This is a genomic window from Streptomyces sp. NPDC059874 (genome assembly GCF_042731135.1).
Lineage (GTDB): Bacteria > Actinomycetota > Actinomycetes > Streptomycetales > Streptomycetaceae > Streptomyces.
On the sequence record NZ_JBHWJY010000003.1, the window covers coordinates 163,219 to 183,564 of the forward strand.

The window sequence follows — 20,346 nt, forward strand, 5'->3', positions numbered from 1 at the left end:
GATAGGTTGCTGGGATGGTGACGACACCGATGGCGGGGGATCCCGGGCACGCCCGGTGGACCTTCCGCGTGCGCGTGTCGTCCACCGCGGTCGCCGCCTTGATGGGCGAGTGGGACCGGTGCCGCTGGATCTGGAACGAGTGCTGCGCGAAGTCGAAGCAGACCCATGTCCGGAACAAGGACCGGTTTGAGGGCGAGGACCAGCGCACGTGTGGTCCGGCGCAGCTCGACAAGATGTTGACCGAAGCCCGCACCAAGAACGCCTGGCTTCGGATAGGGTCCTCGGTTCCGCAGCAGCAGTTGATCCGGGATTTCGGGAAGTCCCGCGCCAAGGCGCAGAAGGACGTCAAGGACCGGTTGCCGGTGCGGCAGCGGGCCGGGATGCCGAAGTGGAAGAAGAAGCGGGAAGCGCTGCCGTCCCTCAACTACACCAAGCGCGGCTTTCGACTGAAGGACGGGAAACTGCACCTGGCGGGCGGCATCGTGCTGACCGTGGTGTGGTCGCGGGACCTCCCGGCCGACCCCTCCAGCGTGCGTGTCTACCGTGACAGTCTCGGGCACTGGTACTGCTCGTTCGTCGTCCCCGCCAAGGTCGAGCCGCTTGCGGAAACCGGCGCGGTGATCGGGATCGACTGGGGCGTGAAGGAGACCGCGACCACCACCAGCGACGAACACGACCTCCCGCACGCCGAGCACGGCAAAAAGGCCGGCGCCGGCCTCGCGCGCTATCAGCGGATGATGGCCCGCCGGAAACCGGCGAAGGGCAAGCCAGGGTCGAAGGGCTACCGGGCGGCGAAGAAGCAAGTCGCGAAGCTGCACAGGAAGGTCGCACGCCAACGCCAGGACACCGCCCGCAAGTGGGCCAAGTCGGTCGTCCGCGACCACGACGCCCTCGCAGTAGAGGACTTCCGACCGAAGTTCCTCGCCAAATCCACCATGGCCCGCAAGGCGGCCGATGCGGCAATCTCCGCGACGAAAACGGCCCTGGTCGAGATGGGCCGCAAGCACGGCCGCGCCGTGCACCTGGTACACCCCGCGCACACCACCATGGACTGCGCGCAGTGCGGAGCGAGAACCAAGCACGCACTACCCCTCTCGGAACGAACCTACGCCTGCACCGTGTGCGGAGCCCTATCCCCCAGGGATAAGAACTCCGCCCGCGTGATGCTGGTCCGGGCTGGTCTCAACCCGGCTAGTGCTGATCGTGGAAGACCTGACCAAGCGCCGCTTGGTCAGGCAGCGTGAGCTAGAAATCCCCACATCAGCCCTGGAGGGTGGGGAATCCCCTCCCTTCGGGGAGGGGAGGATTCAAATCCCCTGGGCCAGTCGGTGGTGGGCCCGCTTCCAGCGCAGTTCCCGCGGCCCAGGCGCAGACGTAATTCGAGTGGGTGTGCACCCCTCCCCCGGCCTCGGGCAGGTGGCGGTAGACGTAGGCCTGTGCGGCGGTGTCGGAGGAGGGCGCGTGGTCGCCTTCGACGGCATTGATGACGTAGGCGGGTCGACGCCGGATACGGCGAGCGCGGCGGGAACGACGGTGCGCAGTACCTCGCGCCAGTCCTCGGAGTACCGCAGGGCCCAGTCGGGCGCAGTGGGTGCCCGGTGGCGGGTAACTCGCGCTCGATGACGGCGTGCGGGTACTCGTGGACGACGGTCGCGAGCTCCTGTCCGTCAGGCACGCGGACCACCACGGCACAACGGGAGAGGGTGCCGAAGCCAAAGCCGACGCCGACGCCGACTCCGACGACGTACCTGTCCGAGCCTCGGACGGCAGGGATCAAGGTCACTTCTCATCCTTCGGACCGGAAACCGGCATTGGCTCCTGCGGAGTTGAAGGGGAAATCTCTCGTGATGACAGATTGTTAGCGTTAACAATCTGTCCTGTCAAGGGACTGGCGGAGCACTCGGTCGAGCGTGCCCACGCGGCGGTGAGCATGGGCCGCCGGGGTGGTCAGCCTCGGGTCCGACGGTGCCGGCTCAACGGCGGGTGGCGGGACCCGCGCTGCGACGCAGCACCATCTCGGGCGGAATCCGCACGTGGGTACGGGTGTGCGCGACGCCCTCCAGCTCCTCGACGAGCAGTTCCAGGGCCCGGCGGCCGAGCTCGCCGAAGTCCTGCCGCACGGTGGTCAGGGGCGGGGTGAAGTAGGCGGCCTCGGGAATGTCGTCGAAGCCGACCACGCCGATGTCGCCCGGGATCGAGCGGCCGGCCTCGTGCAGGGCGCGCAGCAGGCCGAGCGCCATGTGGTCGTTGGCGCAGAAGACGGCGGTGACGTCGTCCAGTTCGGCGATCCGCAAGCCCGCCTGGTAGCCGGCGCGCGCGCTCCAGTCGCCGGGCTCGACACGCGGCACGGGGGCTCCGGCGGCCTCCAGCGCGCCGCGCCAGCCCTCCTGGCGGTCCTGGCTCTCCAGCCAGCCGGCCGGGCCGGCCAGGTGGTGCACGGTGCGGTGGCCCAAATCGAGCAGGTGCCTGGTGGCCGCTTCGGCGCCGGACCGGTTGTCCACCGAGACCATGGGAACCCGCGACTGGCTGCCCGGTCCGACCGCGACGACCGGCACGGAGCTGGAGAGCCTGGCCACCGCACTGACGGCGGAGATCTGGGGCGCGATCACGACCACGCCCTCCACGCCCTGGTCGCGCAGCCGGTCGACGGCCTCCTGAACCGAGCGGCCGTCCAGGGAGTGCAGACTCGTCACGCTGACGAAGTACCCCGCACTCCGCGCGGCCTGCTCGATGCCGTGCAGCATGGAGGCGGGACCGTACAGGGTGGATTCGAAGCTGACGACGCCGAGGGTTTGCGAGCGGCGGGTGACCAGGGCGCGGGCAGCGGAGTTGGGCCGGTAGTCCAGCTCCCGGATGGCGGCGAGCACGCGCTCCCGGGTGCCGGGCCGCACATGCGGGGCGCCGTTGAGCACCCGGGACACCGTCTGGTGGGACACGCCGGCCAATTTCGCCACGTCCGCCATCACAGGGTGGCGCCGCTCGGTCCCGGCACTGTCGTTTCCCACTCGCACTTCCCTCCTCGACTCCGGGCCACGGTACGCTACCGACCCTTGACGAAGGCGATGTGAGCATGCCGTCAGCCAGGTCCTCGAGTAGACCAGCGGCAGGCGGTCGCCGGGTGCGCGCCCAGGCAGCTGATCGCCTGCGCCGTTGTTGAAGACTGAACGGTGATCCGAACAGACCCTTGACGGCACACATGTGAGCGTTAACACTCAGGTATCGCCAGGCCGGAGCCGCTGTAACCCGGACTTCGCACAGCGCGAGGAAACGACTCCCGGCCGACCCCGCTCGACCGCTTCCGGTCGCCCAGCCGGGTCGCACTGGGCCGGTCGCGGAACATCACTGGAGGAACTGTGCGAAAGCTTTCAGCAGGCCTTGTCGCCGTGGGTCTCACGCTGTCGCTGGCAGCCTGCGGCCAGAGCGCCAACGGAGCGGGCGACGGCGGGGCCGGCGGAGACGCCAAAGGGGGCCTCATCGGCATCGCGATGCCGACCAAGTCGTCGGAGCGCTGGATCAACGACGGAAACAACATGGTCAAGGAGTTCCAGGCCAAGGGTTACAAGACCGACCTCCAGTACGGCGACAACGTGGTGGAGAACCAGGTCTCCCAGGTGGAGAACATGATCACCAAGGGCGCCAAGCTGCTGGTGATCGCCGCCATCGACGGCTCCTCGCTCACCAACGTGCTGCAGAAGGCCGCCGACGCCCACATCCCCGTCATCTCCTACGACCGACTGATCCGCGGCACGAAGAACGTCGACTACTACGCGACCTTCGACAACTACAAGGTCGGTGTCCTCCAGGGCAGTTACATCGTCGACAAACTAGGGATCAAGGACGGCAAGGGCCCCTTCAACATCGAGCTGTTCGCCGGCTCACCGGACGACAACAACGCCGCGTTCTTCTACAACGGCGCCATGAGCGTCCTGGGGCCGTACATCGACGACAAGAAGCTGGTCGTGCAGAGCGGCCAGACCTCCCTCAACCAGATCGCCACTCTGCGCTGGGACGGCGGTCTCGCCCAGTCCCGGATGGACAACCTGCTGAGCAAGTCGTACACCGCCGCCCGCGTCGACGCCGTGCTCTCGCCGTACGACGGCATCTCGATCGGCATCATCTCCTCGCTCAAGGGCGTCGGCTACGGCGCCGGCCAGCCACTGCCCGTCGTCACGGGCCAGGACGGCGAGCTGGCCTCGGTGAAGTCGATCATCGCGGGCGAGCAGACCCAGACCGTCTACAAGGACACCCGCCAACTGGCCAAGGCCGCGGTCCAGATGGGCGACGCACTGCTGACCGGCGGCAAGCCCGAGGTCAACGACACCAGTCAGTACGACAACGGCGTCAAGACCGTACCGGCGCAGCTGCTCCAGCCGGTCAGTGTCGACAAGGAGAACTACCAGAAGGTCCTGGTAGACAGCGGCCAGTACACCGCGGACCAGCTCAAGTAGCCCACGGGGCCCGACCGACGGGTCCGGCGACGCCGAACCGGCGGTGCGACGCCCGGGAGACCGCCCGGCACCGCACCGCCCCGACGATACGGATGCACGACCATGGCCCGACCCGTTCTCGAGATGCGGTCGATCAGCAAGACGTTTCCCGGTGTCAAGGCTCTCTCCGAGGTCAACCTGACGGTCGCCGCAGGTGAGGTGCACGCCGTCTGCGGTGAGAACGGCGCCGGCAAGTCCACACTGATGAAGGTACTCAGCGGGGTCCACCCGCACGGCGGCTACCAGGGCGAGATCTATTTCGAGGGCGACCCCTGCCGGTTCAAGGACATCCGGGCCAGCGAGCAGCGAGGCATCGTGATCATCCATCAGGAACTCGCGCTGGTGCCCTACCTGTCCATCGCCGAGAACATCTTCCTCGGCAACGAACACGCCACCCGGGGCGTCATCAGCTGGCACCGGACGCTGACCCACGCCGCCGCACTGATCCGGCAGGTCGGACTCGACGAGAGCCCGCACACCAGGATCGCCGATCTCGGCGTCGGCAAACAGCAGTTGGTCGAGATCGCCAAGGCGCTCGCCAAAAAGGTCAAGCTGCTCATCCTTGACGAGCCGACGGCCGCCCTGAACGACGAGGACAGCCGCAAGCTGCTCGACCTGATCCTCGAACTCAAGGCCCAGGGCATCTCCTGCATCCTCATCTCGCACAAGCTGAACGAGATCGCCCGGGTCGCCGACGCCGTCACCATCCTGCGCGACGGGCGGACCATCGAAACCATCGCGATCGGTCCCAACGGCATCTCCGAGGAGCGGATCATCCGTGGCATGGTCGGCCGCGACCTGGAACACCGCTACCCCGAGCGCGCCCCGGAGATCGGCGAGGTCGCCTTCGAGATCGAGGACTGGAGCGTCCTGCACCCGATCGACCACCGGCGGAAGGTGGTCGACGGCGCCTCGCTGCACGTCCGTCGAGGCGAGATCGTCGGCGTCGCCGGCCTCATGGGCGCCGGCCGCACCGAACTGGCCATGAGCGTCTTCGGCCGCTCGTACGGACGGTGGACCGGGGGCCGGGTGCGGCTGCACGGCCGGGAGATCCGTACCCGGACGGTGCCGGAGGCCATCGGGCACGGCATCGCGTACGTGACCGAGGACCGCAAGCAGCTCGGCCTCAACCTCGGCGACGACATCAGCCGGAACATCTCGCTGAGCGCCCTCGGCAAGGTCGCCCGGCGGGGCTGGGTCGACCGGCACGAGGAGGCCCGGATCGCCGAATCGTTCCGGCGGACCATGAACATCAAGGCCCCCTCGGTGTTCGCGGAGACCGGCAAGCTCAGCGGCGGCAACCAGCAGAAGGTCGTCCTCAGCAAGTGGATCTTCGCCGGGCCGGAGGTGCTGATCCTCGACGAACCCACCCGGGGCATCGACATCGGCGCCAAGGCGGAGATCTACACCGTCATCGCCGAACTCGCCGCCCAAGGCAAGACGGTACTCGTCATCTCCTCCGAACTCCCCGAACTCCTGGGCCTGTGCGACCGGATCTACACCATGGCCGAAGGCCGGATCACCGGTGAGGTGACCCGCGCGGACGCCACCCAGGAATCCCTCATGCGGCTCATGACCATGAGCGCGGCATACCCCGACAAGCAGGTGTGAGGCATGGCCCGGACCCAGACCACCCCAGACACCACGCCCAGCACCCCGGAAACCGGCCAACGAACGTCGGCCGGTGCCGTACTGGCCCGGGCGCTGCGCGGCAACCTGCGCCAGTACGGGATGCTGGTCGCGCTGGCGCTGATCGTGCTGCTGTTCCAGTTCTGGACGGACGGCATCCTGCTCCAGCCGCTCAACATCACCAACCTGATCCAGCAGAACGGCTACATCCTCATCCTGGCCATCGGCATGATGATCGTCATCATCGCCGGGCACATCGACCTGTCGGTCGGGTCGCTCGCCGCCTTCGTCGGGGCGGCCGCGGCGGTGATGATGGTCGAGCACAAGATGCCGTGGCCCGCGGCGCTGGCGGTCGCGCTGCTGATCGGGGCTCTTGCCGGAGCCTGGCAGGGGTTCTGGATCGCCTATCTCGGGATCCCCTCGTTCATCGTCACGCTGGCCGGCATGCTGCTGTTCCGCGGTGGGACCCAGATCCTCCTGCAGGGCCAGTCGGTGGCGCCGTTCCCCAAGGGCTTCCAGAACATCAGCAGCGGCTTCCTCCCCGCGGTCGGCCCCCAGACCGACTACCACAACCTCACCCTCCTGCTGGGGTTCTCGGTGCTGGCCGTCGCGATCCTGCAGGAGGTACGCGGACGGCGGCGGGCCGCCTCGTACGGGCTGGAACCGCTCCCGGCCGGGCTGTTCCTGGTGAAGCTCGGCGCGATCACCGCGGCCGTGGTGGCCTTTACGCTGCTGCTGGCCAGCTACCACGGGGTGCCCATCGTTCTGCTGATCCTCGGCGTCCTGCTGGTCGGCTTCGGATACGTGATGCGCAACTCGATCCTCGGCCGGCACACCTACGCCGTCGGCGGCAACGAGGCCGCGGCGAGGCTGTCCGGGGTGAAGAGCAAGCGGGTCGTCTTCCTGGCCTTCGTGAACATGGGCGTCCTCGCGGCCCTGGCCGGGCTCGTCTTCGCCGCGCGGCTCAACGCCGGTACGCCGCAGGCCGGCATCAACTTCGAGTTGGAGGCGATCGCCGCCGCGTTCATCGGCGGCGCCTCCGCGAGCGGCGGTGTGGGGACCGTCCTCGGTGCGCTCACCGGCGGTCTGGTACTGGGCGTGCTGAACAACGGCATGTCGCTGGTCGGCGTGGGTACCGACTACCAGCAAGTGATCAAGGGTCTGGTACTGCTGACGGCCGTCGGCTTCGACGTGTACAACAAGCGCAGGGTCGGAGCCTGACCTCGCCTCTCCTCGGCGCCGCCGCCCGCACGAGGAGCGGTGCCTCGCCTACCGGGAGCCCGTCTCCTGCGGCTGCGCTCGCGCGTCGACGATCCGCTCGAAGAAGAACTCGTGTGGTGCAGAAGCACCACCGTCCCGGCCGGGCAGACCAGTCGGTCCTGGCCGCGCAGGTTCTGGTAGCGGCCGGTGTCGGACTCGTTGATCCGCCGGAAATGGCTGCCCGGCACGGTGAGCGTTCCGCCCCTCTCCAGCATCCCCGCCTGCGGAAAGTACATCAACTGCACATCGAAGGCGTCCGGCCGGACGTCGTTGATGGCGTCCCCGTGCAGCCGTCGCGCGTCGCCGCCGTGAGGCTCGCGAGTGTGCCGAAGTGGTGGTCCACCCACGGCTCCGGGCCCACGAGGCTGTGCAGGGCCCCTGCCACCTGTGGATGTTCCAGCAGCCGACGGACTGGACGTGCTTTCACTGCCGGATCTTTGGCAGCTCCATCGGTACGACCACGAGGCCGACTTGACGGTGCACGGCACGGGTACACGATCCGCCCCGGCCGGGTCAGCCTCGCCGCCCGGAGCCGAGGTTCGCTATCGCTACCGGGGCCGCTCCCCACACCTCCACTTCCACCTCCGCCTGGGGTCAGGTGGAACCCCCGCAACGTTGCTATGGTCCAGGACGCCGGCCCCGATCTCGCCTTGCTCACCACCCAGCTGCAGCAGGCGCTGGCTGCCGGGCCGAACACCCCGGCACGGGCCGCTGCCGAGGTGTGGGCCGCCCTGTGGCGGGTCTCCCGGCTCGCCCCTCCGAGGGAGCGGAACACAGGCCGTTCATCCGGCGGTCGCAGCCGTCGTCGCCCTCATCGAGGCGCGGCTGGGGAACCTCTGACGGTACCGGACATCCCGGCGGTATCCGGTGCCTCCCACAACCACCTGACGCGCCTCTTCCTCGCCGCGACGGGGGAGATGGTCGTCGGCTACATCCGGGCCCCGAATGGAACGGGCGCACCATTTCCTGCAGGCCACCGCGCTCTCCGTCCCCGCCGTCGCCGCGTCGGTCGGCATTCCCGACCAGGCGTTCAACAAGGCCTGTCGCCGCTCATTCGGAGCCTCTCCGCACGGCATCCGTGCCACCCAGCCCATTTCCCTGCACTCCCCCGCCCCGCCCCAGCCGTAGCCGTGGCGCCGACCGTGTGCCGCGCCCGGTTCCCGGTGGAAATCGGGCGGCAACCTTTTCGCATTCGGCGGCAACCAAGCAGTGCACCTCGACTCGAATCTTCGAACGGACGGACATGCAGACTGCACGGCAGGCCGCGCGGCAGCGCAGGCGTAGGCACAGGCTGATGACGGGAACGGCGGTGATGCTGACCGCCGCGGGCGTCCTCGTCTGCCTGGTGACGGCCATGCTCCCCGGCTCCAAGGCCGAGGTCGGGGCCGACGTGGCGGCCCCCGCCGCCACCCAGGTGGGAGCCACGTCCCCGGCCCCGACGAGCCCGGCGCCGCCGACGGAGAGCTCGCGTGCCGCGGAAACCCCGAACGCGGCCGCCAGTACGACCACCGCGGCGCCACAGCCCTCGGCGAAGGCAACCCTTCAGGCGGCATCCACCAGCACCACCACGACACCTTCGGCAGGACGCATCCAGCCCGGGACCACCTACAAGGGCGTCGCCACCGCCTACGCTGCCGGCGACGGCAACGGCGCCTGCCTGTTCGGCCCGAGCAACGACCTCATGATCGCGGCGATGAACACCACCGACTACGAGTCGTCCAGGGCGTGCGGCGCGTACGTACGCGTCCGCGCCGCGAACGGCGCCTCGATCACGGTCCGGATCACCAACGAATGCCCACTGCCCTGCGCACCCGGACAACTGGACCTCAGCGAACAGGCCTTCGCGAAACTGGCCGACCCAAAGGTCGGCCGTATCCCGATCACCTGGAGTCTGCTGAGCCCCCACACTCCCAGCACGATCTCCATCCGGTACAAGACCGGTTCCAGCCCCCACTGGTGCGGCATCCAGGTGATCGACCACCGGAATCCGGTCGCACGGCTGGAGGTACGCACCACCAAGGGCTGGCAGAAACTGCCTCGTACCGACTACAACTACTTCCTCTCCGCCGAGGGCAGCGGGTGCGGCAGCGCGATACGGATCACCGACATCTATGGAGAGCAGCTGACGGTCGACGGGACCGCGCTGCTGCCGAACGTCGCACAACCGACCCGGCTCCAGTTCGCCCCGCACTGATACTCTGCCGCCGGATGTTAACGCACACATTTGCGGAAGGGGCGACCGACAGCGTGGTCCTCGATGACGCGTCCGCGGAGTTCCACGACTTCTTCGAACGCCACTACGCCGAACTCGCCCGGTTCGCCCATCTCCTGACGGGCGAGGCGGACGGTGCCGACGATCTGGCCGCGGACGCCCTGATCGCACTGTGGCAGCGCTGGGACCGGCTGCGCCAGGCCGAGTACCCGCTCGCCTACGCACGTGGCGTGGTAGCCAACCTGGCACGGTCACGGATCCGCAGCGCGGTTCGCGAGCGCCGCCGGATCGCCCTGTTCTGGTCGCGCGGTGCGGAGTCGTTGGACGGCCCCGACGTGGCAGCCGTGGTGGACGTGCGCACTGCTCTCGCCCGGTTGCCGTTCCGGAAGCGGACGTGCGTGGTCCTGCGGCACGCCTTCGACCTGTCGGAGAAGGACACCGCTCTGGCGCTCGGAATATCGGTCGGTACGGTTAAGAGCCAGACCTCGAAGGGGATGGCCGAACTGGAACGGATGCTGGGCACCACGGGAGCAGCCGGGGAACTGTTGGCGGGGAGGAGGAGCCGTTGAACGAGGAGCTCACCGGGCGGCTGCGCACAGCCGCCGAGGCCCACCAGCCCGACCGTGCGCGGATCCTGGCCCGCGTCGAACGCGGCATGTCCGGCGCCGCCGCCCACCACCGCGAGTCGTCCGGCGCGAGGCCGTGGCCCAGGGTGGCGCTCGCCTCCCTCGCCGCGGCCGGCATTCTGGCGGGCGGTGGTTTCGCCGTCGCCGCCATCGTCCAGCCCCCGCCGGCCCGGCCGGACATCTCGGCCACCCCCGCCGCGCCATCCGCGCCATCCGCGCCCTGGACGCCCCACGTGACGCCGCCGGCGCCCACCTCCGGCGGCCCCACCGTGCCGGACCACTCGTCCTCGACGAGCCCCAGCCCTGAGGCGTCAGGGGGCACGGGCTCGGCCCGGCCCGGCAGCGCGCGCGTCCAGGACGGGCCTTTGTCGTCGGCCGGCTCCTTGGACGCGAGCAGCAACACGTACTGGGCGCAGAGCAACATCAGCCTCAAGACCACCCAGCCGCTCACCGCACTCACCTTGGAACTGCGCATCTCGCAGACGGGCGGAGTGCAGAGCACCGGCAGCTGGCGGACGCTGCCCGCCGACGACTTCACCGTCACCGTGCAGCATGAAGGCGGAGCCGTGGTCTACCGCTGGATCCTCAAGCCGGGCCGTACGGTCCCGGCCGGACAACACGTCTTCGCCGGCCAGTACAACCACGCCGCCGGAGAACGCGAGGCCCAGCACGACGGCTACCGCGTCGACGCCAACGGTCCGCGTGACGCCCTCTCGGTCTGGGGCGGCTTCACCCCGGCACGATGAGGCCATGCCCCTGGCCTGGCCGAAGCCACCGAGGACTGCGGCGCGTTCATCCAGATCTCCGGCGTACTCGAGCGCATCGCCGTCAAGATGCCGAGGAGATGCCACGGCCTGCGACTGCCGCCTCCGGGAAACGCGCGGCCCATGGCCGCCGAGGAGGGTTCCTCGGCGGCCGGCGCGTCGGCCCCGCTTCCCCGGGCCGTGGGTAGAACGGCGCGGACCGCCGCCCGTACACGTCGGGGTCGCCGGTGATGACGTTCATCACGCCCTTCCCGCCGGTACGCTCCGGGCTCCGGCTGGCTGCGAAACTCCCCACCTCCGGGGGTCTGCGACTGGCCCGGAAGCTGGCCCTGCCCGTGCGTCGCCTGGGCGATGAGACGACGGCGAGCACGGCGCCGGTGTCCCAGCGTGCGATGGCCGGAGTGGTGCCGGTGCGGGCGGCCAGGTTTTTGACGAAGCCCCAGCCGGTGAGCTGTTCGATGTCGGGGATCTGGGCGGTCAGGACGAGTGCGGCCTCGACGGGCAGGCACTGCGCGAGGTCGACACGTTCGTCTCCGGTGATCTGGCGGCCGAGGGCGGCCAGGACGTTGCGGATGGCCTCTTCGGCGCATTCGCGAGTGGGGCAGACGCCTTCGTAGCGCACGCGTTCCAGCAGTTGGCCGAACGTCATGGCAGGCAGGGCCGGGCACGGTCGAGGCTGGTCGTGCACGGTGCTGCGGTTGCCTTTCTCTTCGCGGGTGAGGTTTCCGGACGGTGACGGCGGGTGATCAGGTGGGCTGGGGGCGGCCGAAGAGGAGGTCGTAGCCGGGCGGGAGCTGGAGCAGGACCTCGCGCATGAGGGCGTCTCCTGCTGCTGCGGCCGTGGCGCTGAGGACAGCGCCGATGTCCCACAGGGCCGTCTTCTCGGTGGCCCCCTCGATCCAGGCCGCGCTCGCGCGGACGAAACGTTCGGGTGAGAGCGGTTCGGCGGCCTGGAGCGGGTTGAGGAGGATCAGGGCGTACGTCTCGGGAAGCCGGGCCGCGAGCGCGGCGCGCACGGAGCCCACCAGGTGGGCGCCGAGCAGGGCCAGGACGACACGGGCCGCTCGTTCGGCTTCCTCCCGGGTCATCCGGTACTCACCGCGTTCCTGGACATGCTCAAGGAACGCTTCCTGGCGCATCGGCATCGCGTCACCTCCAAGGGGAGGGGTCAAGGAAGCGCGGAGGACGGGGTGCCGGAGGGGATCGGTTTCCCCGTCCTCCGCCGCTGTGCCGGGCTGTCCAGCCGGAGATCTGCTTGCGGCCACCCTCGCCGCCGATGGCGATCTTCCGCGGCTTGGCACGCTCGGCGATCGGGATCCGCAGGGTCAGCACACCCGCGTCATAGTCGGCTTCGATGTGCTCGGTGTCGAGGGTGTCGGCCAGCATGATCTGGCGGGAGAAGACGCCCAGCGGCCGCTCGGAGAGCTCCAGCTGCACGGTGTCGTTGGCAGCCGGGCGGCGCTCCGCCTTGACGGTCAGCATGTTCCGCTCGACATCGATGTCGATCGCCTCGGTGCTCACTCCGGGGAGGTCGAAGGCGATCACGTACGCGTCGCCCTCGCGGTAGGCGTCCATCGGCATCACGGCCGGCTTCGACCAGGTCCCGGTCGCACCCGACAGCTGCTGGAAGATCCGGTCCATCTCGCGGAACGGGTCGGTGCGCATCAACATCGCGAAACACCTCCAGTCGGTTCAGGCAGAAACTGCCAATGCGCTTCAACGTGCTCCCGTTGTCATATTTCATCGAAACGATGACAAGCAGGGTGTCATCCGAAGGGTGACAGACTACGGAGAGTGCCATGGATGAGCCCGCCCCACCGGCCGAGCAGGTCTCCTTCCTTGCCGCGGCCGCGGCGCTGGAGACCATCGGCCAGGCCGTGAGGGACGCGAAGGCGCCGCCTGCGGGATCAACGGCGCCCGCGTCGGCCGCGGGCCCGCACGGCTCTGGCCGCACTGCTGATGCTGCGCGAGGTCCGCGAGCAGCTCGCCGGCTGGGAGAGCGTCCTGATCGAAACCGCCCGTGGACAGGGCGCGAGCTGGGCCGACCTCGCAGTCCCCCTCGGGGTCGCCAGCCGTCAGGCCGCCGAACGCCGCTACCTGCGAGCGCGCCCCGGCATCGCCGGAACCACCGGCGAACAGCGCGTACAGGCCACCCACGACTCACGCGCCGCCGACCGCTCCGTGACAGCCTGGGCCCGTGACAACGCGGCCGACCTGCGCCGGCTCGCCGGCCAGGTCACCGCCCTCACCGGCCTGCCCGCCAGCGCCCGGGATGCCGTCGACGAACTGAACCTGGCCCTTGCCGACAATGACGCGGCCCGCCTCCTCCGGCCGCTCACCGACACCCGCCCTCATCTGCGACCCGAGGACGCCGTGCTCGCCGAACTCATCGACGCCCTGACCCGGCACACCGACCAACTCCGCCAGGACACCCACGACCAACGCAGCACGTGATCGCTGTCCCGAACCATCGACTGGCCCACGCGCGACCGGGAGGGAGGCACGCCTTTCGCGTGGCGGCCTTGCGCACCATCCCGCTTCATCTCGCCCTCGGCCCGCAGGCTTGCGGAACCCGGGCGGCAAGATCCCCGCCGACGGCGAGCCGCGTCCGGGCGAGGACGGCCGGCTGAGCAAGCCGCGGAAAGGTGTCGCACCTCGGCACTTCGCATGTCGGGCCTGGTGACGGGCAGGGATGGATGGGAAGAAACCCCAGCAGCGGTCGTCGCAGCGGCGTCCTGCGGCGGGCTCGCAGCGGGGCAACAAGCAGTAGCACCCAGGCGATCAGACTCTCCCCGGCCCGCGCGAAGCGCAGTGGGCGACCCGACCGGCATATAGCCGGGAACAACTTCCAGGCAAGCGCCGATCGCCGACGAGGTCGATTCGATGTCTGCACCTACCCGAAGCCCGACCTGATGCAGCATCAGAAAAGTCAGCATTGGGTCAGCATTCATAGACACACGCTCACCCACGGACGCCCGCAGAAGGGAAAGGCCCCGCACCATCGAAGGGCAAGTGCGGGGCGCGATCGGAAGCGCCGAGGCTTCAGTAATCGGAAGGCGCACGACCCGCGCCCCGCGGGGCCGCCTCACTCCAGATATCGCAGGTCAGCGCACTCGGCCGCGCGGTTTGAGGTGGGCCGGGGGCAGGTCAGGGGCCGGAAGCGGAGGGCCGTCATACCCCTTCACCTCGCCGAACCGTGTCCCATTCATCCAGTCCGCGCGGGCCTGTGCGATATCCTCATGGGAGCGGCCGATCCAGTTCCAGAACATGACGATCTCCTCCTCGAACGGCTCTCCGCCCAGCAGCATCAGGCCGGCGTCCGAAGCAGCCCTCAGGGGGAGTTCGGTGCGGCCGCAGCCCAGATAGAGCATCGAGCCCGGGAGGACCGGGACGCCGTCCACGTGGGCCTCGCCCGACATCGACAGGACCGCGTACTCGAAGTCCGGGTCGAGGGGGAGGCGGGTTTCCGTGCCCGCCGCGAGGGCCAGGTCCGCGCCGACGATCGGGGTGTACGCCGTGCCGGGCGAGGTCGCCGTGTCCAGGGTGCCCAGGATGACCGTCGCGGTCAGGCCGGGGGCCGTCACCCGCGGGAGCTGCGCGTGGTGCTGGAAGTGGGGTTCCACGTCGCGGTGGGCGTCCGGGAGGGCCACCCACAGCTGGGCGCCGTGCAGGAAGCGGGCGTGCGGGCGCGGGCTCTCCTCCGAGTGGGAGATGCCGCGGCCGGAGGTCATCAGGCCCAGCTCGCGCGGGCGGACCGTGGCGAGGCTGCCGACGCTGTCGCGGTGCAGTACCTCGCCCTCGTGCAGCCAGCTCACCGTCTGGAGCCCGGAGTGCGGGTGCGGCGCGACCTGCATGCCCAGCTCGTCGGCGATGTCGTCCGGGCCGTAGTGGTCCACGAAGCACCACGCGCCGACCATGCGGCGGCCCAGGTTCGGCAGGAGTCGGCGGACCTGGGTGGATTCCCCCAGCTTGACCGTGCGCGGGCTGAGGAGCTCGCGCACCGGTTCGGCAACGACGAATCCGCGGCCGCCGCAGGCGGAGAGAGCGGGCTGGCGATCGAGATTGCTCATGCGGACAACCTAGCCGCGCGGCGGCGCCCGTGTGGGGCGGAATGTTCCACCGCCGGGGCGTGTTGGAGGCTCCGTACACACCACCCGAGTGCTGGAAGGGTTGCCATGGAGCCGATGGACGCGATCTTCGCGATAGGCGAGCCGACGGCCTACCTGGAGCACGGCACGGCAGCCGAGCGCTGGGCCCGCGCCGGGCTCTTCTTCGACGCCAAGGAGTACGCGACGGCCGCCCGCGTCCTGGAGCCGCTGACGACCGAGGCGCCCGAGCAGCTCGCGCCGCGGTTGCTGCTGGCCCGCGCCTACTACCACTCCGCCCAGCTCTCGCGCGCCGAGCAGGAGCTGCGCTCCATCCTGGAGCGCTGGCCGGTGGAGGACTACGCGCAGCTGATGCTCGGTCGCACCCTGGAGCGGCAGGGCCGGGCGGCCGAGGCCCGCCCGTACCTGCGGATCGCCGCCGCGATGGCCGGCGAGTTCCCCGAGTAGGCGCCCGAGCGCCGTCTCGGTTAGCCTGGGTCGCATATGAACCGCCTGATCACGCCCTTCGGCTCCTACGAGCTCACCCGCTTCCCCGAGGACCCGCGCGACCGGCTCCGCGCCTGGGACGCCGCCGACGAGTACCTGCTGCGCCACCTCGACTCCGGTACGGGTGAGCGCGGCCCGGTGGACCTGGCCGCCGCGGGCCGGATCACCGTGCTCGGGGACCGCTGGGGGGCGCTGACCACGGCGCTCGCCGCCTACCACCCGACCCAGATCACCGATTCCGCCCTCAGCCGGTCCGCCACCGCCGCGAACCTGGACCGTGCCGGGATCGGGACCGCCAAGAGCACGGTGACGCTGCTGACCACGCAGGACCCGCCGCCCGAGCGGATCGACGTCCTGCTGGTGCGCGTGCCGAAGAGCCTGGCGCTGCTGGAGGACCAGCTGTACCGGCTGGCTCCGCACGTGCACGCGGGCACCGTCGTCGTCGGCGCCGGCATGGTCAAGGAGATCCACACCTCCACGCTGCGGCTCTTCGAGAAGATCCTCGGCCCGACGAAGACCTCGCTCGCGGAGAAGAAGGCCCGGCTGATCTTCTGCACGCCGGACGCCCCCGGGGCGGTCCGCCCCGTGGCCGCCGACCCGTGGCCGCTGACGTACACGGTGGACGAGGACGCGGGCTCGGCCTCCGGCCTGACCGTCGTCAATCACGCCGGGATCTTCTGCGCCGACCGGCTCGACATCGGCACCCGCTTCTTCCTGCAGAACCTGCCGACCAACACCGACGGCGCCCGCGTCGTGGACCTGGGCTGCGGCAACGGCGTGGTCGGCACGGCGGTGCAGGTCCATGACCCGGACGCGGAGGTCGTCTTCACGGACGAGTCGTACCAGGCGATCGCCTCGGCGCGGGCCACGTACAAGGCGAACGTGCGCGAGGGCCGGCGGACCGCCGAGTTCCACGTCGGCGACGGGGTGGCGATGCTGTCACCCGGCTCCGTCGACCTGGTGCTGAGCAACCCGCCCTTCCATTCCCACCAGGCGACGACGGACGCGACGGCGCTGCGGATGTTCGCGCAGTCGCGCAAGGTGCTGCGGCCCGGCGGCGAGCTGTGGATCGTCGCGAACCGGCACATGGGCTACCACACCCATCTGCGCCGGCTCTTCGGCAACAGCGAAGTCGTCGCGAGCGAGCCGAAGTTCGTGGTGCTGCGCGCGGTCAAGCGGCGTGAGCAGCCGCGCCCCATGTGACCTGCCAGTACGTCCTACACTTCGCCGCGTGAGCAGCGAGGCGGAGATCGACGACACGGGCGGCGGGCGCTACCGCCGGGAGGACGTGGCCCGGGCGGCCGGCGTCAAGGTACGCAACCTGCGCTACTACCAGGAGCGCGGGCTGCTGCCGCCGCCGCGCCGGGAGGGTCGGATCGCCTGGTACTCCGAGGACCATCTGACGCGGCTGCGGCTGATCAGCGATCTGCTGGGCCGTGGCTACACGGTCAACGGCATCGCGGAGCTGCTGCACGCCTGGGAGGGCGGCGGCGGGCTGTCCGGACTGCTGGGCCTGGAACGGGAGATGACCCGCGACTGGGTGCGGGAGGAGCCGGTGACGATGACCCGGGCCGAGCTGCGGGAGCTGTTCGGGCCGACGGCGACGGCCGAGGACACCCGGCGGGCGGCGGAGTTGGGGTACGTCACGATCGAGGGGGACCTGGTCACGCACCCGAGCGGGCGGCTGCTGGACGCGACGCTGACGCTGGTGCGCCAGGGGGTGCCGCTGGCCGAGATCCTGGACGCGGGTGACTTCGTACAGGCGCAGGCGGCCGCGCTCGCGGACCGGTTCGTCGCACTGTTCCGGCGGCACGTGATCGGTCCGGAGGGGCTGGAGCGACTTTCGGCCGCGCAGCTTCGGCACGTCACCGAGGCGGTCGCGGCGCTGCGGCCGGTGGCCGGGGAGGTCGTGGCCACGGAGTTCGCCCGGGCGATGGCTCGGCGGGTGGACGCGGAGGTCGCCGAACTGCTGCGTACGGAGCAGTAGGAGTCGGCTCAAAGGGTGCGCTCGCACAACCTTGCCAACCCCCATTGGCACTCTTACATTCAACTCGTCGGTAACAACGGTGCACAGCCGAAATAAGGGATGATCTCATGACAGATTCCCCGAACTTATCCGACTCCTCCGACTTATCCGGCTTACCCGGCTTACCCGGCGCCCCCGACGAGTTCGGCAGCGGCTCCGGCCGCGTCCGCTGGCGGCGGTTCGCCCTGCTGACCGTACCCGCCGTGGCCGTGACCGCCGGCCTCGGCGTCGCGCTCGCGCAGGGCGCGCTCGCCGCCTCCTTCGCCGTATCCGGGCAGCAGTTCAAGGTGTCGGCGAAGAGCCTGGAGGGCGACGGCTTCGTCCAGTACGGCAGCGTCGACGTCAACGCCCGCGAGGAGCTCATCCCGGTGGCCGTCACCGCCATTCGGGAGGCCAGGATGAACAGCCTGTGCCAGTCGGTGGTCACCTCGCTCCCGATCATCGGCGACATCTCGCTCAACCTGACGGCCGGGCGGGACAAGCCCGTCGAGGCGAGCAACCTGTTCGTCGACGCCACCCAACTCTCCGGTGACGCGGTCTTCACCAACATCGAGATCGGGCGCGACGCCTCCACCCTCGACAAGGGCCCGGCCGACGCCCAGGGGATGCAGGACCTCTTCGCCCAACAGGCGGACACGGTCCGCATCACCGACCTGAAGCAGACGGCGTGGGCGACCAACGCCGGCACCTTCAAGCTCTCCGGGCTGAGCATGGACATAGCCAAGGGCAAGAAGGAATGCTTCTGAGCCGCCGTCGGCGGTGGCGTCAGTGGCGGCAGTGGCGGCGCGGCAGGCCCTTCTGGGGCGGGCTGTTCACCGTCCTCGCCGGGGCCTGGATCTGCGTCCTGCCGCTGGCACCGCTGAAGGTCATGCTCCAGCAGGGGGTCGCGGGCATCCCGTCCGTCCTCATGGGCGCCGTGATGATCGTGCTCGGCCTCACCGCCTGGTTCTCCCCCGCCCAACGCAGCCTCGCGGGTGTCCTCACCACCCTGATCGCCACGGCCGCGCTGGTCCTGTCGAACCTCGGCGGGTTCCTGATCGGCACCCTCCTCGGCATCCTCGGAGGCGGCCTGATGTTCGCCTGGCAGCCCTCCCGACCGCCCCGCGAAGCCTCGCCGCCCGCCTCCCCGCCCCGCTCCGCGCTCCCCTCCCCGCCCCCCTCCGCGCTCCCCTCCCCCACCGCGCACCAGGATTCCCAAGGAGCACAGCCATGAGCCGTACGCGCACCGCTCTCGCCCTCGGGACGGCCGCCGCCGCAGCCCTTTCACTGGCCTCGTTCACCGCTTCCGCCGCCCCGTTACCCGCGGCCGGGTCCACCACCGTGACCCCGGCCGGGCACGACTTCAAGGCCACCCTCAGCGGCAAGGCCACCCTCAAGGCCGGTTCGGTGACGGTGACCTGCTCGGTCTCCGTCTCCACCGGTACGGTGCCGGCCGCGCCCGGCAACCAGAACGCGGCCGGGCCGGTCTCGTCCCCGATCTCCCCGCCGACGTACAGCTCCTGCACGTCCAGCATGTGGGGGGTGACCCCGACGGTCACCACCAGCGGCGCCTGGACGGTGTCCATGCAACACGACTCCCCGATCACCGCCACCATGACCGTGCCGGTCGGCGGACTGGTGCTCAGGACGAGCGGCCTCGCGAGCTGTACGGTCACCGCGGCGCCCACCGCCGCGGCGAACGTCGGCGGCACGTGGGCCAACGGCGCCCCGCCGAGCCTGACCTTCGCCAACGCGTCCGTACCCGTCAAGGTCACCGGCGGGTTCGGCTGTCCGACGAGCGCGACCTCGTCCACCTTCAACGCGGTCTACCTCGTCACCGACACGACCGACCCGGCCCAGCAGATCACCGTCGGGCCATGACCACCCGGTAATGGGTCGTCAGCCGGCCGTCGTCGCCGATCACATGGAAGGCGACGGCCGGCGGCTCGTCGAGGTGGACGTGCTCGGACGGCCCCGATCGCGCCTCCCACGGCAGCCGGATGGTGGAGACCACGCCCGGCGCGACCAGCAGCGGCCGCCCCGCGAAGGTGGTGGCCGCCGCGGTGTGTGCGTGCCCGCACAGGAACGCGGTCAGGTGCGGGTGCCGCTCGACGAGTTCGGCGAGCCGCTCTTCACCGAACTGCCGGATCTCGTCCACGTACGGAACGTGCAGCGGGACCGGCGGGTGGTGGAAGGCCACCAGGACCGGCGTCTCCCGCGGTGTGCCCGCCAGTACGCCGTCCAGCCAGGCCAGCGTGGACTCCTCCAGGAAGCCGTGGTCCTCGCCGGGTACGGAGGAGTCGCACACCGCGAGCACGAAGCCCTCGCCGCGCAGCACTTGGTCGACGGGGTCCGCCGAGGGAGGCTCCCCGGCCTGCAGGCCGCGGCGGAACGCGACCCGCTCGTCGTGGTTTCCGGGGCAGACGACCAGGGGGTGCCGCGAGTTCAGCAGCTTGGCTGCCTGCTCGTACTCGGCGTCCTGGGCGTGGTCGGCTATGTCCCCGCTCACCAGTACGGCGTCGAGGTCGTACGGCAGTGCGTCCAGGTACTCCATGACGGCGCGGGTGCGGTCGGCCGCGCGCCGGTCGCCGTCGAGATGGATGTCGCTGAGGTGGGCGATCACGATCACGGGCGATGCCTCCTTGGTCTCTGGTCGAGAGAAGTCTTCGAACAATACGTGGTCGCGCCATCCAACGGGCCTGCCCGCGCGCCCCGGACGCCGCCCGGGGGACCCGTTGTCAGAGGGGCCGTTTACTGTTCGGTCAACTGAT

19 protein-coding genes and 4 pseudogenes are annotated in these 20,346 nt (G+C 70.0%); 15 read left to right on the plus strand and 8 right to left on the minus strand.

Going from position 1 to position 20,346, the window contains the following annotated elements; translation table 11 throughout:
• The first annotated feature begins 14 nt into the window (after positions 1-14).
• Entirely contained in the window at positions 15-1,244 is a 1,230-nt protein-coding gene (locus tag ACFV9H_RS03075) for an RNA-guided endonuclease InsQ/TnpB family protein (RefSeq protein ID WP_385392492.1), read from the plus strand.
• A 16-nt stretch (positions 1,245-1,260) separates the two neighbouring features.
• Here the strand turns inward: ACFV9H_RS03075 and ACFV9H_RS03080 are convergent, their stop codons facing one another.
• Positions 1,261-1,692: a class II aldolase/adducin family protein gene (locus ACFV9H_RS03080; RefSeq protein WP_385392495.1), complete on the minus strand. Its 432-nt coding sequence runs from the start codon at positions 1,690-1,692 to the stop codon at positions 1,261-1,263.
• A 281-nt stretch (positions 1,693-1,973) separates the two neighbouring features.
• A complete protein-coding gene (locus ACFV9H_RS03085; RefSeq protein ID WP_385392593.1) occupies positions 1,974-2,963 on the minus strand; it encodes a LacI family DNA-binding transcriptional regulator in 990 nt (329 codons plus the stop codon).
• A 390-nt stretch (positions 2,964-3,353) separates the two neighbouring features.
• Here ACFV9H_RS03085 and chvE point away from each other — a divergent pair, with 390 nt between their 5' ends.
• The 3 genes from chvE to mmsB all read left to right on the plus strand — a co-directional run bounded on the left by chvE (position 3,354) and on the right by mmsB (position 7,337).
• On the plus strand, positions 3,354-4,448 hold the full coding sequence (gene chvE, locus ACFV9H_RS03090) for a multiple monosaccharide ABC transporter substrate-binding protein (RefSeq protein WP_385392497.1): 1,095 nt from the start codon (positions 3,354-3,356) through the stop codon (positions 4,446-4,448).
• 102 nt (positions 4,449-4,550) lie between these two features.
• Positions 4,551-6,098 (plus strand): multiple monosaccharide ABC transporter ATP-binding protein, encoded by a 1,548-nt coding sequence (gene mmsA / locus ACFV9H_RS03095; protein WP_385392500.1) that lies wholly within the window; start codon positions 4,551-4,553, stop codon positions 6,096-6,098.
• 3 nt (positions 6,099-6,101) lie between these two features.
• Complete coding sequence (gene mmsB / locus ACFV9H_RS03100; RefSeq protein ID WP_385392503.1) at positions 6,102-7,337, plus strand: multiple monosaccharide ABC transporter permease; 1,236 nt, start codon at positions 6,102-6,104, stop codon at positions 7,335-7,337.
• Between the two features lie 113 nt (positions 7,338-7,450).
• On the opposite strand, the pseudogene ACFV9H_RS03105 reads toward mmsB, so the two are convergent.
• Positions 7,451-7,788: pseudogene (locus ACFV9H_RS03105) on the minus strand (phytanoyl-CoA dioxygenase); the annotation flags it as partial.
• A gap of 533 nt (positions 7,789-8,321) precedes the next feature.
• Here ACFV9H_RS03105 and ACFV9H_RS03110 point away from each other — a divergent pair.
• From ACFV9H_RS03110 to ACFV9H_RS03125, 4 genes are all read left to right on the plus strand, one after another.
• The gene (locus tag ACFV9H_RS03110) at positions 8,322-8,504 is read left to right on the plus strand and encodes a hypothetical protein (protein WP_385392505.1); all 183 of its coding nucleotides are present in this window, start codon (positions 8,322-8,324) and stop codon (positions 8,502-8,504) included.
• Positions 8,505-8,670: 166 nt separating this feature from the next.
• Positions 8,671-9,570: an expansin EXLX1 family cellulose-binding protein gene (locus ACFV9H_RS03115; protein WP_385392508.1), complete on the plus strand. Its 900-nt coding sequence runs from the start codon at positions 8,671-8,673 to the stop codon at positions 9,568-9,570.
• A gap of 14 nt (positions 9,571-9,584) precedes the next feature.
• Positions 9,585-10,157, plus strand: coding sequence for a SigE family RNA polymerase sigma factor (locus ACFV9H_RS03120; RefSeq protein WP_385392511.1), 573 nt, complete (start codon positions 9,585-9,587; stop codon positions 10,155-10,157).
• Positions 10,154-10,960, plus strand: coding sequence for a hypothetical protein (locus tag ACFV9H_RS03125; RefSeq protein WP_385392513.1), 807 nt, complete (start codon positions 10,154-10,156; stop codon positions 10,958-10,960). The genes ACFV9H_RS03120 and ACFV9H_RS03125 overlap by 4 nt, the downstream gene beginning before the upstream one ends.
• Before the next feature lie 370 nt (positions 10,961-11,330).
• Here the strand turns inward: ACFV9H_RS03125 and ACFV9H_RS03130 are convergent.
• From ACFV9H_RS03130 to ACFV9H_RS03140, 3 genes and pseudogenes are all read right to left on the minus strand, one after another.
• Positions 11,331-11,666, minus strand: a pseudogene (locus ACFV9H_RS03130) (DUF2267 domain-containing protein); the annotation flags it as partial.
• Positions 11,667-11,724: 58 nt separating this feature from the next.
• On the minus strand, positions 11,725-12,123 hold the full coding sequence (locus ACFV9H_RS03135; protein WP_385392516.1) for a DUF2267 domain-containing protein: 399 nt from the start codon (positions 12,121-12,123) through the stop codon (positions 11,725-11,727).
• A gap of 97 nt (positions 12,124-12,220) precedes the next feature.
• Positions 12,221-12,649: pseudogene (locus tag ACFV9H_RS03140) on the minus strand (Hsp20/alpha crystallin family protein); the annotation flags it as partial.
• Positions 12,650-12,777: 128 nt separating this feature from the next.
• Between ACFV9H_RS03140 and ACFV9H_RS03145 the strand changes: the two are divergent.
• A pseudogene (locus tag ACFV9H_RS03145) lies at positions 12,778-13,432 on the plus strand (HSP18 transcriptional regulator).
• Between the two features lie 650 nt (positions 13,433-14,082).
• On the opposite strand, the gene ACFV9H_RS03150 reads toward ACFV9H_RS03145, so the two are convergent.
• Complete coding sequence (locus ACFV9H_RS03150; RefSeq protein ID WP_385392519.1) at positions 14,083-15,048, minus strand: pirin family protein; 966 nt, start codon at positions 15,046-15,048, stop codon at positions 14,083-14,085.
• A gap of 105 nt (positions 15,049-15,153) precedes the next feature.
• On the opposite strand from ACFV9H_RS03150, the gene ACFV9H_RS03155 reads away from it, so the two are divergent.
• The 6 genes from ACFV9H_RS03155 (at position 15,154) to ACFV9H_RS03180 (ending at position 19,456) form a co-directional block, all read left to right on the plus strand.
• A complete protein-coding gene (locus tag ACFV9H_RS03155) occupies positions 15,154-15,531 on the plus strand; it encodes a tetratricopeptide repeat protein (protein ID WP_385392522.1) in 378 nt (125 codons plus the stop codon).
• A gap of 45 nt (positions 15,532-15,576) precedes the next feature.
• Positions 15,577-16,773, plus strand: coding sequence for a methyltransferase (locus ACFV9H_RS03160; protein WP_385392595.1), 1,197 nt, complete (start codon positions 15,577-15,579; stop codon positions 16,771-16,773).
• 28 nt (positions 16,774-16,801) lie between these two features.
• Positions 16,802-17,557: a MerR family transcriptional regulator gene (locus ACFV9H_RS03165; RefSeq protein ID WP_385392524.1), complete on the plus strand. Its 756-nt coding sequence runs from the start codon at positions 16,802-16,804 to the stop codon at positions 17,555-17,557.
• A gap of 227 nt (positions 17,558-17,784) precedes the next feature.
• Positions 17,785-18,342, plus strand: a complete 558-nt coding sequence (locus ACFV9H_RS03170) for a DUF6230 family protein (RefSeq protein ID WP_385392597.1) — start codon at positions 17,785-17,787, stop codon at positions 18,340-18,342.
• Entirely contained in the window at positions 18,333-18,809 is a 477-nt protein-coding gene (locus ACFV9H_RS03175; RefSeq protein WP_385392527.1) for a DUF6114 domain-containing protein, read from the plus strand. Before ACFV9H_RS03170 ends, ACFV9H_RS03175 begins: the two co-directional genes overlap by 10 nt.
• Positions 18,806-19,456, plus strand: coding sequence for a hypothetical protein (locus tag ACFV9H_RS03180; protein WP_385392530.1), 651 nt, complete (start codon positions 18,806-18,808; stop codon positions 19,454-19,456). The genes ACFV9H_RS03175 and ACFV9H_RS03180 overlap by 4 nt, the downstream gene beginning before the upstream one ends.
• Here ACFV9H_RS03180 and ACFV9H_RS03185 read toward each other — a convergent pair.
• Positions 19,440-20,204, minus strand: a complete 765-nt coding sequence (locus ACFV9H_RS03185) for a metallophosphoesterase (protein ID WP_385392532.1) — start codon at positions 20,202-20,204, stop codon at positions 19,440-19,442. The two genes, ACFV9H_RS03180 and ACFV9H_RS03185, sit on opposite strands and share 17 nt — an antisense overlap.
• Positions 20,205-20,346: the final 142 nt, after the last annotated feature.

Excerpts from the sequence above, each read along its gene's own strand:
- ACFV9H_RS03135 (WP_385392516.1), bottom strand. The coding sequence starts at position 12,123 with ATGCCGATGCGCCAGGAAGCGTTCCTTGAGCATGTCCAGGAACGCGGT.
- ACFV9H_RS03075 (WP_385392492.1), top strand. The coding sequence starts at position 15 with ATGGTGACGACACCGATGGCGGGGGATCCCGGGCACGCCCGGTGGACC.
- ACFV9H_RS03180 (WP_385392530.1), top strand. The coding sequence starts at position 18,806 with ATGAGCCGTACGCGCACCGCTCTCGCCCTCGGGACGGCCGCCGCCGCA.
- ACFV9H_RS03115 (WP_385392508.1), top strand. The coding sequence starts at position 8,671 with ATGACGGGAACGGCGGTGATGCTGACCGCCGCGGGCGTCCTCGTCTGC.
- ACFV9H_RS03175 (WP_385392527.1), top strand. The coding sequence starts at position 18,333 with ATGCTTCTGAGCCGCCGTCGGCGGTGGCGTCAGTGGCGGCAGTGGCGG.
- mmsB (WP_385392503.1), top strand. The coding sequence starts at position 6,102 with ATGGCCCGGACCCAGACCACCCCAGACACCACGCCCAGCACCCCGGAA.
- ACFV9H_RS03150 (WP_385392519.1), bottom strand. The coding sequence starts at position 15,048 with ATGAGCAATCTCGATCGCCAGCCCGCTCTCTCCGCCTGCGGCGGCCGC.
- ACFV9H_RS03110 (WP_385392505.1), top strand. The coding sequence starts at position 8,322 with ATGGAACGGGCGCACCATTTCCTGCAGGCCACCGCGCTCTCCGTCCCC.
- ACFV9H_RS03155 (WP_385392522.1), top strand. The coding sequence starts at position 15,154 with ATGGAGCCGATGGACGCGATCTTCGCGATAGGCGAGCCGACGGCCTAC.
- mmsA (WP_385392500.1), top strand. The coding sequence starts at position 4,551 with ATGGCCCGACCCGTTCTCGAGATGCGGTCGATCAGCAAGACGTTTCCC.
- ACFV9H_RS03120 (WP_385392511.1), top strand. The coding sequence starts at position 9,585 with ATGTTAACGCACACATTTGCGGAAGGGGCGACCGACAGCGTGGTCCTC.
- ACFV9H_RS03085 (WP_385392593.1), bottom strand. The coding sequence starts at position 2,963 with ATGGCGGACGTGGCGAAATTGGCCGGCGTGTCCCACCAGACGGTGTCC.